General features: G+C 64.1%; 12 protein-coding genes. 5 read left to right on the forward strand and 7 right to left on the reverse strand.

From position 1 onward, the window contains the following. Positions 1-78: 78 nt before the first annotated feature. On the reverse strand, positions 79-3099 hold the full coding sequence (ydiJ, locus tag MKK04_RS19490; protein ID WP_233693733.1) for a D-2-hydroxyglutarate dehydrogenase YdiJ: 3021 nt from the start codon (positions 3097-3099) through the stop codon (positions 79-81). Between the two features lie 151 nt (positions 3100-3250). Between ydiJ and MKK04_RS19495 the strand changes: the two genes are divergently transcribed. After that, positions 3251-4135: a LysR substrate-binding domain-containing protein gene (locus MKK04_RS19495; RefSeq protein WP_207829551.1), complete on the forward strand. Its 885-nt coding sequence runs from the start codon at positions 3251-3253 to the stop codon at positions 4133-4135. A 176-nt stretch (positions 4136-4311) separates the two neighbouring features. Here MKK04_RS19495 and MKK04_RS19500 read toward each other — a convergent pair whose 3' ends face one another. The 6 genes from MKK04_RS19500 to MKK04_RS19525 form a co-directional block, all read right to left on the reverse strand. Further along, positions 4312-5730 (reverse strand): amino acid permease, encoded by a 1419-nt coding sequence (locus tag MKK04_RS19500; protein ID WP_172827514.1) that lies wholly within the window; start codon positions 5728-5730, stop codon positions 4312-4314. Positions 5731-6458: 728 nt separating this feature from the next. After that, positions 6459-7526 carry a 23S rRNA pseudouridine(2605) synthase RluB gene (gene rluB / locus MKK04_RS19505; RefSeq protein WP_207830965.1) on the reverse strand — a complete coding sequence of 356 codons (1068 nt, stop codon included), beginning with the start codon at positions 7524-7526 and terminating at the stop codon, positions 6459-6461. Positions 7527-7800: 274 nt separating this feature from the next. Further along, complete coding sequence (gene scpB / locus MKK04_RS19510) at positions 7801-8571, reverse strand: SMC-Scp complex subunit ScpB (protein ID WP_207830963.1); 771 nt, start codon at positions 8569-8571, stop codon at positions 7801-7803. Further along, positions 8558-9283 carry a segregation and condensation protein A gene (locus tag MKK04_RS19515; protein WP_207830977.1) on the reverse strand — a complete coding sequence of 242 codons (726 nt, stop codon included), beginning with the start codon at positions 9281-9283 and terminating at the stop codon, positions 8558-8560. The genes scpB and MKK04_RS19515 overlap by 14 nt, the downstream gene beginning before the upstream one ends. 125 nt (positions 9284-9408) lie before the next feature. Next, entirely contained in the window at positions 9409-10038 is a 630-nt protein-coding gene (locus tag MKK04_RS19520; protein WP_207830960.1) for an L-threonylcarbamoyladenylate synthase, read from the reverse strand. Between the two features lie 13 nt (positions 10039-10051). After that, on the reverse strand, positions 10052-10912 hold the full coding sequence (locus MKK04_RS19525) for a PHP domain-containing protein (RefSeq protein WP_207830958.1): 861 nt from the start codon (positions 10910-10912) through the stop codon (positions 10052-10054). 67 nt (positions 10913-10979) lie between these two features. On the opposite strand from MKK04_RS19525, the gene MKK04_RS19530 reads away from it, so the two are divergent. The 4 genes from MKK04_RS19530 (at position 10980) to MKK04_RS19545 (ending at position 13276) form a co-directional block, all read left to right on the forward strand. After that, positions 10980-11573, forward strand: coding sequence for a septation protein A (locus MKK04_RS19530; protein WP_063912900.1), 594 nt, complete (start codon positions 10980-10982; stop codon positions 11571-11573). A gap of 1 nt (position 11574) precedes the next feature. Continuing rightward, positions 11575-11874, forward strand: coding sequence for a YciI family protein (locus MKK04_RS19535; protein WP_012273585.1), 300 nt, complete (start codon positions 11575-11577; stop codon positions 11872-11874). 205 nt (positions 11875-12079) lie between these two features. Continuing rightward, on the forward strand, positions 12080-12757 hold the full coding sequence (locus MKK04_RS19540) for a response regulator transcription factor (RefSeq protein ID WP_025340136.1): 678 nt from the start codon (positions 12080-12082) through the stop codon (positions 12755-12757). Between the two features lie 102 nt (positions 12758-12859). Continuing rightward, positions 12860-13276, forward strand: a complete 417-nt coding sequence (locus MKK04_RS19545; RefSeq protein WP_025340137.1) for a Spy/CpxP family protein refolding chaperone — start codon at positions 12860-12862, stop codon at positions 13274-13276. Positions 13277-13318 lie beyond the last annotated feature (42 nt).

Consider the following 13318-nt stretch of genomic DNA (forward strand, 5'->3'; position numbering starts at 1 on the left):
TCTTCGCAGCACAAGGCTGCTCCTACAAGGACGGCGTAAACCAGGAGGGCTGCAAGGCAGCCCCCGAGGCCCTGAAGGTCAGCGCCGGGCGTACTGGAGCACCACTTCCAGCGGGTGGCGCATCTGCCGTTCGGTCATGCGCTTGACCTGGCTGCGGCACGAGTAGCCCGTGGCCAGCGGCTCGCCTTCCTTGTCCAGCTTGGTCGCCCACGACTGCTCGAAGATGGTCCGCGAGGTGTCCTGGTTGCGCGCCTCGTGCCCATAGGTACCGGACATGCCGCAGCAGCCAGTCGCCTCGGTCACCAGCTTCAGGCCCAGGCGAGCGAACACCTGCTCCCACTGCCTGGTGCTGGCCGGCACGTTGGTCTTCTCGGTGCAGTGCGCCATCAGGCGGAAATTGCCCGGCGCGGTCGCTGCCTGCTCCGGCAGCACATCCATCAACCACTCCTGCGGCAACAGCACCTGCGGGCAACCGTCCAGGCCCGGTACTTTCTGGTACTCCTGGCGATACACCAGGGTCATCGCCGGGTCCAGGCCCACCAGCGGCACGCCGCAGTCGGCCAGGGCCTTGAGCTGGGTGGCGTTGCGGATCGCCGCCTTGGCGAACGCACCGAGGAAGCCTTGCACGTGCAGCGGCTTGCCGTTGGCGCTGTAAGGCGCCAGGAACACCCGGTGGCCCAGGCGGTGCGCCAGGTCGATGAAGGCCGACAACAGCGGCGTCTCGAAGTAACGGGTAAAGGCATCCTGCACCAGCACGATGCTGCGCTCGCGCTGGGCCGGGGTCAGTTCACGCAGGGCCGGCACGCTGGCCACGCCGACGCGGCAGCGGGTCAGGGTAGCCTGGAAGTTGAAGCGGCTGATCAGCGGGCTGTCGACCATGCCGACCTTGTCGGCCAGCAGCTTGCTCACCCACTTTGAGCCCATCACCGCGTTGTACAGCCCGGGCGCATGGGCCAGGTACGGGATGGTGAACTCCAGCGAGCCGATCAGGTAGTCACGCAACGGGCGCTGGTAGCGGCCGTGGTACAGCTCGAGGAAGCGCGAGCGGAAGTCCGGCACGTTGACCTTGATCGGGCACTGCCCGGCGCACGACTTGCACGCCAGGCAGCCGGCCATGGCGTCGTACACCTCATGGGAGAAGTCTTCCTGGCCCTGGCTGCGCGCGCGGTTGTTGCGCAGCCGCGCCGGCAGGCCCTTGAGCCAGGACACCTTGTTGCGCGCTGCCGCCAGCACGTCGATGTTCGCCTCGCCCTGCAGGCGCAGCCATTCGCGCATCAGCGAGGCGCGGCCCTTGGGCGAGTGCTGGCGTTCACGGGTGGCCTTCCACGACGGGCACATGGCGTCGTTGGGGTCGTAGTTGTAGCAGGCGCCGTTGCCGTTACAGTGCACGGCGCTGCCGAAGTCCTGCCACACGCGCTCGTCGATGGTACGGTCGAGGTCGCCGCGCAGGGTCACGCCATCGACCGGGGTCAGGCCCTCGGCACTGCCCAACGGGGTGCAGATCTTGCCCGGGTTGAGCTGGTTGTGCGGGTCGAAAGCGCCCTTCAGGCGCTGCAGCGCCGGGTACAGCTCGCCGAAGTACTCCGGCACGTATTCCGAGCGCAGGCCCTTGCCGTGCTCGCCCCACAGCAAGCCTCCGTAGCTTTTGGTCAGTGCCGCCACGGCGTCGGAAATCGGCTTGACCAGTGCGGCCTGGGCAGGGTCCTTCATGTCCAGCGCCGGGCGCACGTGCAGCACGCCGGCATCGACGTGGCCGAACATGCCGTAGGCCAGGCCGTAGCCATCCAGCAGCGCACGGAAGTCGGCAATGTAGTCGGCCAGTTGCTCTGGCGGTACCGCGGTGTCTTCCACGAACGGTTGCGGGCGTACCTCACCCTCGACGTTGCCCAGCAGGCCCACCGAACGCTTGCGCATGGTATAGACGCGGGTTACCGCTTCGGCACCCTCGGCCAGGGTGTGGCCCAGGCGCTCGACGCTGGTGTCGCTCTGCAGGTGCTGGATGAACGCCTGCACCTTGGCATTGACCTCGGCCGGCTCGTCGCCGCAGAACTCCACCAGGTTGATGCCCAGGGTCGGGCGCTCGGGGTCGGCCGGGAAGTACTCGGCGACGCTGTGCCAGACGATGTCCTTCATCGCCAGCATCAGCACCTTGGAGTCGACGGTCTCGATCGACAGCGGCTTGTGCGCCATCAGCGCATTGGCGTCACGCAGGGCATCCATGAAGCTGGTGTAGCGCACGTTGACCAGCACGGCATATTTGGGGATCGGCAGCACATTAAGCTTGGCCTCGACCACATAGCCCAGCGAGCCCTCGGCACCGCACAGCACGCTGTTGAGGTTGAAGCGGCCCTGCTCGTCGCGCAGGTGCGCCAGGTCATAGCCGGTCAGGCAACGGTTGAGCTTGGGGAAGGTGGTTTCGATGAGATCCGCCTGGGTTTCCTGGATCTGGCGCGCCATGCGGTACACCTCGCCGACCCGGCCGGGCGCGGCACAGGCCTGTTCCAGCGCGGCATCGTCGATCGGCAGGCTGTGCAGGCGCTCGCCACCGAGCAGCACGCTGTGCAGTTCCAGTACGTGGTCACGGGTCTTGCCATAGGTGCAGCTGCCCTGACCGCTGGCATCGGTGTTGATCATGCCGCCGACAGTGGCGCGGTTGGAAGTGGACAGCTCGGGGGCGAAGAACAGCCCGTGCGGCTTGAGCGCGGCGTTGAGCTGGTCCTTGACCGTACCGGCCTGCACCCGTACCCAGCGTTCCTCGACGTTGATTTCGAGGATCTTGTTCATGTGCCGCGACAGGTCGACGACGATACCGTCGGTCAGCGACTGGCCGTTGGTGCCGGTGCCACCGCCGCGCGGGGTCAGCTTGACCTGCTGGAAGCGCGCCTCGGCCATCAGCGTGGCGACCCGCGCCACATCGTCGGCGTCCAGCGGGAACACCGCCGCCTGCGGCAAGCGCTGGTAGATCGAGTTGTCGGTGGCCAGCACCGTGCGGGTGCCGTAGTCGGCACTGATCTGGCCACGGAAGCCGCTGTTGCGCAGGGCTTCGAGGAATTCGGGGTAATTGGCGCTCGGGGCAATGGTCGGCAGCTGGGCGATCATCGAAGGATGGCCTCTTGATATTGGCTAATCACGGGATTCCTGTCGTTCCGGCATGGATAATGACATGCAGGGATGACGTATAAGCCAATGTTCCTGTAGTTTCGCTTCAGGGGCAAACGGATAATCCTGCCGCTATCGATGACTTTCATGAATGAATTACCGCCACCTGACCCCATCCATGTCGCTGCTGCTGGCTTTCGAGGCCGCCGCCCGGCATGAAAGCTACACCCGCGCCGCCGCCGAGCTGTCGCTGACCCAGAGCGCGGTCAGCCGCCAGGTGCAGGCACTGGAGCAGCAGCTGGGCCTGACCCTGTTCCGCCGCGAAGGGCGCCAGGTGCAGCTGACCGATGTAGGTCGCCTGTACCAGCGCGAGCTCAGCGAGGCACTGGGGCGCATCCGCAGCGCCACCTTGCAGGCACTGGCCTACCAGTCGGGGGTGGGCACCTTGCGCCTGGCCACCCTGCCCACCTTCGGCTCGAAATGGCTGCTACCACGGCTGCATGCGTTCTACAGCGCCCACCCGGGCATGCTGGTGCACATTCATTCACGCATCGAAGCCATCAACTTCGACACCAGCGAAATCGACGCCGCCATCGGCGTGGCCAGCCACGACCTGCCGGGGCTGGTCTGTCATCGGCTGCATGCCGAGGAACTGGTGGTGATATTGCCGCCGGAGGCTGGCGCGGACAGCCAGGGCTGGAGCCCGGCACGCATCAGTGAAGAGGTGCTGCTGAATGTGGCCAACAACCCGCATGCCTGGGGCGAGTGGTTCTCGCACCATGGCCTGGCGCACCGGGCGATGCGCCTGGGGCCGAGCTTCGAACTGACCTCGCACCTGATCCAGGCGGTACGAGCCGGGATTGGCATCGGCCTGGTGCCGCGCATACTGGTGGAGGAGGAACTGGCCAAGGGTGAGCTGTACAGCCCCGGGGGGGCATTTGCCAGCCAGCGCAGTTATTACCTGATCTACCCGCCGAGGAATGAGGCGTTGCCGTCGCTGCGGGCGTTTCGTAGCTGGTTGCTGGAGCAGATCTGATTTCTGGCTGTGCCGGCCTCTTCGCGGGTAAACCCGCTCCCACAGATGTAGCGCTGCTCTCGGGTCAGGTGATATCCCTGTGGGAGCGGGTTTACCCGCGAAGAGGCCGGTACAGGCAATAAAAAACCCGAAGCCAGTTCCTGACTTCGGGTTTTTCATACGCTACCTGTAGCGCCTTATCGGGCCACGCTACCAGCAGCCCCAACAGCCTGCGCCTTGCGACGCGGCTTGATCATGTAGGCCACGAACATGGCGAACAGCCACACCGGGATTGCATACACGGAAACCTGGATACCCGGGATCATCAGCATGATGCCCAGGATCAGCACCACGAACGCCAGGCAGATGTAGTTGCCATAGGGGTACCACAGCGCCTTGAACAGCGGCTTCTGGCCGGTGCGGTCCAGGTGCTGGCGGAACTTCAGGTGCGAGTAGCTGATCATCGCCCAGTTGATCACCAGGGTGGCCACCACCAGCGACATCAGCAGTTCCAGCGCGTTCGACGGCATCAGGTAGTTGAGCAGCACGGCAATCAGGGTCACGGCTGCCGACACCAGGATCGAGCGCACCGGTACACCGCGGCTGTCGACCTTGGCCAGCGCCGCCGGGGCGTCACCTTGTTCGGCCATGCCCAGCAGCATGCGGGCGTTGCAGTAGGTGCCGCTGTTGTACACCGACAGTGCCGCAGTCAGGACCACGAAGTTCAACAGGTGGGCGGCCACGTCACTGCCCAGCAGCGAGAACACCTGTACGAACGGGCTGCTGCCGTAGCTGCCACCGGACGCATCGATGCTGGCGACCAGGTTGTCCCACGGGGTCAGCGACAGCAGCACCACCAGGGCACCGACATAGAAGATCAGGATACGGTAGATGACCTGGTTGATCGCCTTGGGGATCACGGTCTTCGGCTTGTCGGCCTCGGCGGCGGTGAAACCGAGCATTTCCAGGCCACCGAAGGAGAACATGATGAAGGCCAGGGCCATCACCAGCCCGCTGACACCGTTGGGGAAGAAGCCGCCATGCGACCACAGGTTGGCCACGGTGGCTTCAGGGCCGCCGCTGCCGCTGGTCAGCAGGTAGGCACCCAGGCCGATCATGCTGACGATGGCCACCACCTTGATGATGGCAAACCAGAACTCGGCCTCACCGAAGAACTTCACGTTCATCAGGTTGATGGCGTTGATCAGCACGAAGAACGCTGCCGCCGTGACCCAGGTGGGGATCTCCGGCCACCAGTAGTGAACATACTTGCCGACCGCCGAAAGCTCCGACATGCCCACCAGGATGTACAGCACCCAGCAGTTCCAGCCTGACAGGAAGCCGGCGAAACCACCCCAGTAGGTGTGGGCGAAATGGCTGAACGAGCCGGCCACCGGCTCTTCGACGATCATTTCGCCGAGCTGGCGCATGATCATGAAGGCGATGAAGCCGCAGATGGCGTAGCCAAGGATCATCGACGGGCCAGCGGATTTCATCACGCCTGCCGAGCCGAGGAACAGGCCGGTACCAATCGCACCACCGAGGGCGATCAACTGGATATGGCGGTTCTTCAGGCCCCGCTTGAGCTCGCCTGAATGCATGTTTTGTCCACTCATGAACGAAGTCACCTGCATTGTTTTTATCTGTGACGGAATCGGACCCACCGCGCTCGTGGCGCAGCGGAATGGGCAAGGTGATTACCTTGGGTTTCTTGACCTCAGGTGCCGCCGGGGCGGGTCAACCAGGCGTGATCAAGAGTGCGCGGTACGCAAAGGAGTCACAGGTAAAACGCGGCGCACTGTATACCCCTGCAAACGCGCAGGCGTCAACGCGTTGCATCGTTTCCTTGGGAAAAAACGCAGCGATCCTGTGGTGTGGGCCTAGAAAGGCGGAGTGATCGGCGTACATGGCGCCTCCATTTGTTGTTTTGTCAGCCTGGCTCTGTGGACAGGCTTTTGCACACGGCAATGACGGCTATAACACCGTGGGGCGGGGGTTTGAGCAAGGGTGGGCGGGGGCGGGGCGGCGGCTTTGGCGCGTTGGCAGCGGCAAGGTTTGTTTACACAGCCGGGATCAATCTGAAATCAGGGCTGAATTCGGCCACAAATGTACAAATTTCTTTACAGGGTGGTTCGAGAACTTGCCAGTTGTCCGAAAATTTCTTTTTGTTCAATATCTTGGGGCCGCTTTGCGGCCCTTTCGCAACACACGGCCGCTCCCGCATGTGACGCGTTTTATTGTGGGAGCGGCCTTGTGTCGCGATGGGCTGCACAGCAGCCCCCAAATTCTCACAGGCATAAAAAAACCAGCCCGAAGGCTGGTTTCTCATTGCTGCACAGGCCAATCAGCCACGCGGCTTGCCGCGGCCACGGCCTGCCGGCTTGTCGCCTTCAGGCTTGCCCGGACGCTTGCGCATCTCGCTCGGGCGCTCGGCCACGGTGCTGCCACGGCCGCTCTTGCGTGGAGACTCTTCACGCGGCTGGCGCGCCGGGCGTTGCTCGGCTGCAGCGCCTTCGTGAGCCGGGCGCAGGTTGCGCACGCGCTCGCCACGGCCCAGCGGACGGGTGGACTTGCGCTGCAGGCGCTCCATCTTGTCCTTGGCCTTGAGCTTCATGGCTGGCAGCGCCACCGGCTGCAGGCCCACTTCAGCGGCGAGGATGTCGATTTCGCCCTGGGTCATTTCACGCCAGCGGCCCATCGGCAGGTCGGAGTTGAGGAACACCGGGCCGAAACGCACGCGCTTCAGGCGGCTGACCACCATGCCCTGGGACTCCCACAGGCGACGCACTTCACGGTTACGGCCTTCCATCACCACGCAGTGGTACCAGTGGTTGAAGCCTTCGCCACCGGGAGCTTTCTGGATGTCGGTAAACTTGGCCGGACCATCTTCCAGCATCACGCCGGCCTTCAGGCGCTCGATCATCTCGTCGTCGACCTCACCCCGCACACGTACCGCGTATTCACGGTCCATCTCGTAGGACGGGTGCATCAGGCGGTTGGCCAGTTCACCGTCGGTGGTGAACAGCAGCAGGCCGGTGGTGTTGATGTCGAGGCGGCCGATGTTGATCCAGCGGCCTTCTTTGGGCCGTGGCAGGCGGTCGAACACGGTCGGGCGGCCTTCCGGGTCGTCACGGGTGCAGATTTCGCCATCGGGCTTGTTGTACATGATCACCCGGCGGGTGGCCTCGGCGGCCTCTTCGCGCTTGATCAGCTTGCCATCCACGGCAATGGCGTCGTGCAGGTCGACGCGCTGGCCGAGGGTGGCCTCGACACCGTTGACCTTGATGCGGCCCTGGCTGATCCAGGCTTCGACGTCACGGCGCGAGCCAACGCCGATGCGCGCCAGCACTTTCTGCAGCTTTTCGCCGGATGGAGGGGTGATTTCGGTATCTTGCAGGTCTTGCTCACTCATCTGGGCACCTCCCGGTGTAGGAATGAAATAAGGGTTCTGGCGACGAACGCGCCAAAAGGCCGCGCATCATACGCGGTTCGGCGGGGGAACGCACTGGAGGGTAGAGGGTTTTGTGGGCTTTGCGAGGGGTTTCTGCCTAATGGTGATGTGTTGTCTGTACCGGCCCTTTCGCGGGCACGCCCGCTCCCACAGGTATAGCGCAGCCCTCAGGACCTGTGATATCCCTGTGGGAGCGGGCGTGCCCGCGAAGAGGCCAGTACAGACAACAAAGGAATCAGGGCAGTGACTTGCCCTCTTCCTCCACCGAGGCCTCAGGCTCTTCCTCACGCAAATCATCAAAATCGGTCTTCAGCCCTTCTTCCATGGCATCCAGTTCCACCAGCAAGCTTCGGAAGCTGGTTTCCTCCTTCGGCTCAACAACCTCTTCCTCCTCCCCAAGGCTGGCATCGGCCAACGCCTGCAAGTGGGCCGGCACCGGCGCATCGTCCGGGTCGAGCAGCGGCTCCGGCTCCATTTCGCGCAGCTCGGCCAAGGCCGGCAGCTCATCCAGGCTCTTGAGGTTGAAGTGGTCAAGAAACGCCTTGGTGGTGGCAAACATCGCCGGCCGGCCGGGCACTTCGCGGTAGCCGACCACGCGGATCCACTCGCGCTCCATCAGGGTCTTGATGATGTTGCTGTTCACCGCCACGCCACGCACATCCTCGATTTCGCCCCGGGTGATGGGCTGGCGATAGGCGATCAGGGCCAGAGTCTCGAGCAGCGCACGTGAATAACGTTGCGGGCGCTCTTCCCACAGGCGCCCGACCCAAGGGGCATAGTCCTCGCGAATTTGCAGGCGGTAGCCGCTGGCCACTTCCTTCAACTCGAAAGCGCGGCCGTTACACGACTTACCCAGCACCTCCAGGGCCTGCTTGAACACCTTGGGTTCGGGGCGCTCGGCCTCTTCGAACAGTTCGTACAGGCGCTCCAGGGATTGCGGCTTGCCCGAAGCCAGCAGAAAGGCTTCGATCAGCGACGCCAGGTCGCGGGGTTCATTCAGGTTCATCAGGTTCTTCAACAAGCGCCGGGCGGAGCCGCACGTGAATGGCGGCGAAAGGTTCATTCTGCACCAGTTCGATCAGCGATTCCTTCACCAGCTCAAGAATCGCCATGAAGGTCACCACCACACCCAGCTTGCCCTCCTCGGCGGCGAACAGCTCGACGAATGGCACGAAACCGCCGCCTTTCAGGCGTTCCAGCACCTGGCTCATGCGCTCGCGGGTGGACAAGGTCTCGCGGGTGATCTGGTGGCTTTCGAACAGGTCGTTGCGGCGCATCACCTCGGCCATCGACACCAGCAGCTCTTCCAGGCTGACCTGGGGCAACAGCTTGCGCACCTTGGCCTGCGGCGCCTCCAGGCGCGGCACCACCACCTCGCGGCCAACCCGTGGCAACGCATCGATGCCTTCGGCGGCGGCCTTGAAGCGCTCGTATTCCTGCAGGCGGCGGATCAGTTCGGCGCGCGGGTCACCCTCCTCCTCCTCGACGTCGGCCGAGCGCGGCAGCAACATGCGCGACTTGATCTCGGCCAGCATGGCCGCCATCACCAGGTACTCGGCGGCCAGCTCCAGGCGCACGCTCTTCATCAGCTCCACGTAGCCCATGTACTGGCGGGTGATTTCCGCCACCGGGATGTCGAGGATGTCGATATTCTGCTTGCGGATCAGGTACAGCAACAGGTCCAGCGGGCCTTCGAAGGCTTCGAGGATGACTTCCAGGGCGTCCGGCGGGATGTACAGGTCCAGCGGCAGCTCGGTCAGGGCTTCGCCATAGACCAGGGCCAGTTGCAGCTGCCGAGGCGTCTCGGCCTGTTCGGCCGGTGCCTCGGGCGTTTCCACCTGGCTCACGCGTTGACCAGGAATGGCGTGGGGTCGCCGCAGCCTTCACGGACCAGTTCCGGTTCATCGCCGGACAGGTCAATGATGGTCGATGCCTTGAGGTCACCGAAACCGCCGTCGATTACCAGGTCGACATGATGCTCCAGGCGCTCGCGGATCTCGTGAGGGTCGGTCATCGGCTCGTCATCACCCGGCAGGATCAGGCTCACGCTCATCAGCGGCTCGCCCAGCTCGGCCAGCAAGGCCAAGGTGATGGCATGGTCCGGCACGCGCAGGCCGATGGTGCGGCGTTTTTCGTGCAGCAGCAGGCGCGGGACCTCGCGGGTACCATTGAGAATGAAAGTGTAAGGCCCGGGCACATGGGCCTTGAGCAGGCGGAAAGTGCCAGTGTCGACCTTGGCATACAACCCCAACTGCGACATGTCGCAGCACATCAGGGTGAAGTTGTGGGTCTTGTCCAGGCCACGCAGGCGGCGCACCCGCTCGATCGCTGCCTTGTTACCGATCTGGCACCCCAGGGCATAGGCCGAGTCGGTCGGATACACCACCACGCCACCCTTGCGAATGATCTCGACGGCCTGTTTGATCAGGCGCACCTGCGGATTCTCCGCATGAATCTGGAAAAATTGGCTCACGTAGTCGTCCTGTTCATACCGCCAAAGGCTGTTCATGGCTGAATCGGCGCCACAGGGGTGGCAGGTCCTCGGGCAAAGGCCGGTAGGCACCGATCTCGCCCCAGGTGCCGGGGCCGTGGAAGTCACTGCCGGCACTTGCCAGCAGGCCGAACTCACGGGTGAGGATGGACATCGTGCCCACCTGCTCGGCTGGCATCATTCCGTTGACCACTTCAAGTGCCTGCCCGCCTGCCTGAATATAGTCGGCAATCAGCCTTCTGCGCTTGCTGCGGGTCAGATCGTAGTGCATGGGGTGCGCCAGGCTCACCCAGGCATTGGACTGGCGCAGGGTGGCGACGGTTTCATCGAGGGTCGGCCAGTGCTGCTTGACGTCCCCCAGCTTGCCGGCGCCCAGCCATTTGCGAAACGCCTCGCCGCGGTCCTTGACGTGCCCGGCACGCACCAGGTACTCGGCAAAATGCGGGCGCGCCGGCGCATTGCCGCTATCGCCCAGCTCGTGCTGCACGGCGCGGGCGCCTTCGAGGGTACCGGGCATGCCCTTGGCCGCCAGCCGTTTGTCGATTTCTTCGGCGCGCAACCAGCGGCCACGGTGCAGCGCTTCGATCGCCGCCAGCAGGGGCGGTGCGTCGAGCGGGAAGTCGTAGCCCAGCACATGGATGGTCGCGCCACCCCAGGTGCACGACAGCTCCACCCCGCTGACCCAGTGCATGCCCTTGTCGCAGCAGGCCTGGCGCGCCTCGGGCAGGCCTTCGATGGTGTCATGGTCGGTCAGTGCCAGCGTTTGCACCCCGTGCTCATGGGCCCGGGCGACCAGTGTCGAGGGCGACAGGGCGCCGTCGGAGGCCGTGCTGTGACAGTGCAGATCAACATTCATGGAGGAGCGCTTTCGCTGGAATCGATGTTTGTTATTATGCCGTCACATCCCGATTCTGGCTGCCATTGTGAAACAATTCATCGATTTCATCCCGCTGCTGCTGTTCTTCATCGTCTACAAGCTCGACCCGCGCCCTATGGAAGTCGCCGGCCACAGCTTCGAATTCGGTGGTATCTACAGCGCCACGGCCATGCTGATCATCAGCTCGCTGGTGGTCTACGGCGCGCTGTTCCTGCGCCAGCGCAAGCTGGAAAAGGGCCAGTGGCTGACCCTGGTGGCCTGCCTGGTGTTCGGCGGCCTGACCCTGACCTTCCACAGCGAAACCTTCCTCAAGTGGAAGGCGCCGGTGGTGAACTGGCTGTTCGCCCTGGGCTTCGCCGGCAGCCACTTCGTCGGCGACCGGGTGCTGATCAAGCGCATCATGGGCCACGCCCTGAGCCTGCCCGATGCCATCTGGGCCCGCCTGAACCTGGCATGGATCGGCTTCTTCCTGTTCTGCGGCGCGGCCAACCTGTTCGTCGCCTTCACCTTCCAGGACTTCTGGGTCGACTTCAAGGTGTTCGGCAGCCTGGGCATGACCGTGATATTCCTGGTGGCGCAGGGCGTGTACCTGTCGCGCCACCTGCACGACGACCCATCTACCTCCAAACCCAAGGATTGACATGCTCTACGCCATCATCGCCAGCGACGTCGCAAACTCCCTGGAAAAGCGCCTGGCTGCCCGCCCGGCGCACATCGAACGCCTGCAGCAGCTGAAGGCCGAGGGCCGCGTGGTACTGGCCGGCCCGCACCCGGCCATCGACAGCAACGACCCGGGCGAAGCGGGTTTCAGCGGTAGCCTGATCGTTGCCGAGTTCGAATCGCTGGCTGCGGCACAGGCCTGGGCCGATGCCGACCCTTACATTGCGGCCGGTGTGTACGACAAGGTGGTGGTCAAGCCGTTCAAGCAAGTACTGCCTTGATCTGAGACCGCGTGGGCTTCTTCGCGGGTAAACCCGCTCCCACAGGGACGGCGCAGGCTTCAAGCTTGCACTTTCCCTGCGGGAGCGGGTTTACCCGCGAAGAAGGCCACGCGGTACCAGCAGTTATACTGTTGCCATCAGTCTGCGGTATCTTTGCCACTGGCGGGCCGATTTAGCCGCCGTCAATGGTTGAATTGAGTGAGTCATGAGCGAGCTGTTACTGATTGATGATGACCAGGAGCTGTGCGAGCTGCTCGGCAGCTGGCTGACCCAGGAGGGATTTACCGTGCGCGCCTGCCACGATGGCCAGAGCGCCCGCCAGGCCCTGGCTACGCATGCCCCGGCAGCCGTGGTGCTGGACGTGATGCTGCCCGACGGCAGTGGCCTGGAACTGCTCAAGCAGTTGCGCAGCGAGCATGCCGAGCTGCCGGTGCTGATGCTCTCGGCCCGCGGCGAGCCGCTGGACCGCATCCTCGGCCTGGAACTGGGCGCCGATGACTATCTGGCCAAACCCTGCGACCCGCGTGAACTCACCGCTCGCCTGCGTGCCGTGCTGCGCCGCAGCCACCCCACCGCCACCACCAGCCAGGTGGAACTGGGCGACCTGGTCTACAGCCCGGCTCGTGGCGTGGCCAGCATCGATGGCCGCGAAATGACCCTGACCCTGTCCGAAAGCCGCATTCTCGAGGCCCTGCTGCGCCAACCCGGCGAGCCGCTGGACAAGCAGGAACTGGCGCAGATCGGCCTGGGCCGCAAGCTGACCCTGTACGACCGCAGCCTGGACATGCACGTCAGCAACCTGCGCAAGAAGATCGGCCCCCACGCCGATGGCCGGCCACGCATCGTCGCCCTGCGCAGCCGCGGCTATTACTACTGCCTCTGAACATCTTTACCGAGCCTTTACCATCCGCTGACCGCGCTTGACGGTGATCTCCCTAGACTGTGCTCATCCGGTAACCACCGGCCTATGTAAAGGAGAGACACCATGCGCAAGACCCTTATCGCCCTGATGTTCGCCGCCGCCCTGCCGACCGTGGCCATGGCCATGCCTGAAGGCGGCCCGCGCCACGACGGCCCGCATCATCGCGGTGATGCGCCTTTCCACCAACTGGACCTGAGCCGTGACCAGCGCCAGCAGATCGGCAAGCTGATGGGCGAGCAGATGAAACAGCGCCGCGACATCACCGAGCGCTACCTGTCCAAGCTGCCGGCCGCCGACCAGAAAGCGATGAAGGACGAACTGCAGGCCAACCGCGACAAGACCGACAGCGCGGTCCGTGCCCTGCTCAAGCCTGAGCAGCAGAAGAAGTTCGACGAACTGCAGAAGGAACGCGCCGCACAGAAAGCAGAATGGCAGGAGTTCCAGGCCTGGAAAGCTGAAAAAGGCAACAAGGCCCAGTAAGCTGTCCGCCCGATGCCCGGCCCGCCTCAGTGCGAGCCGGGC

This window comes from Pseudomonas sp. LS.1a (assembly GCF_022533585.1).
GTDB lineage: Bacteria > Pseudomonadota > Gammaproteobacteria > Pseudomonadales > Pseudomonadaceae > Aquipseudomonas.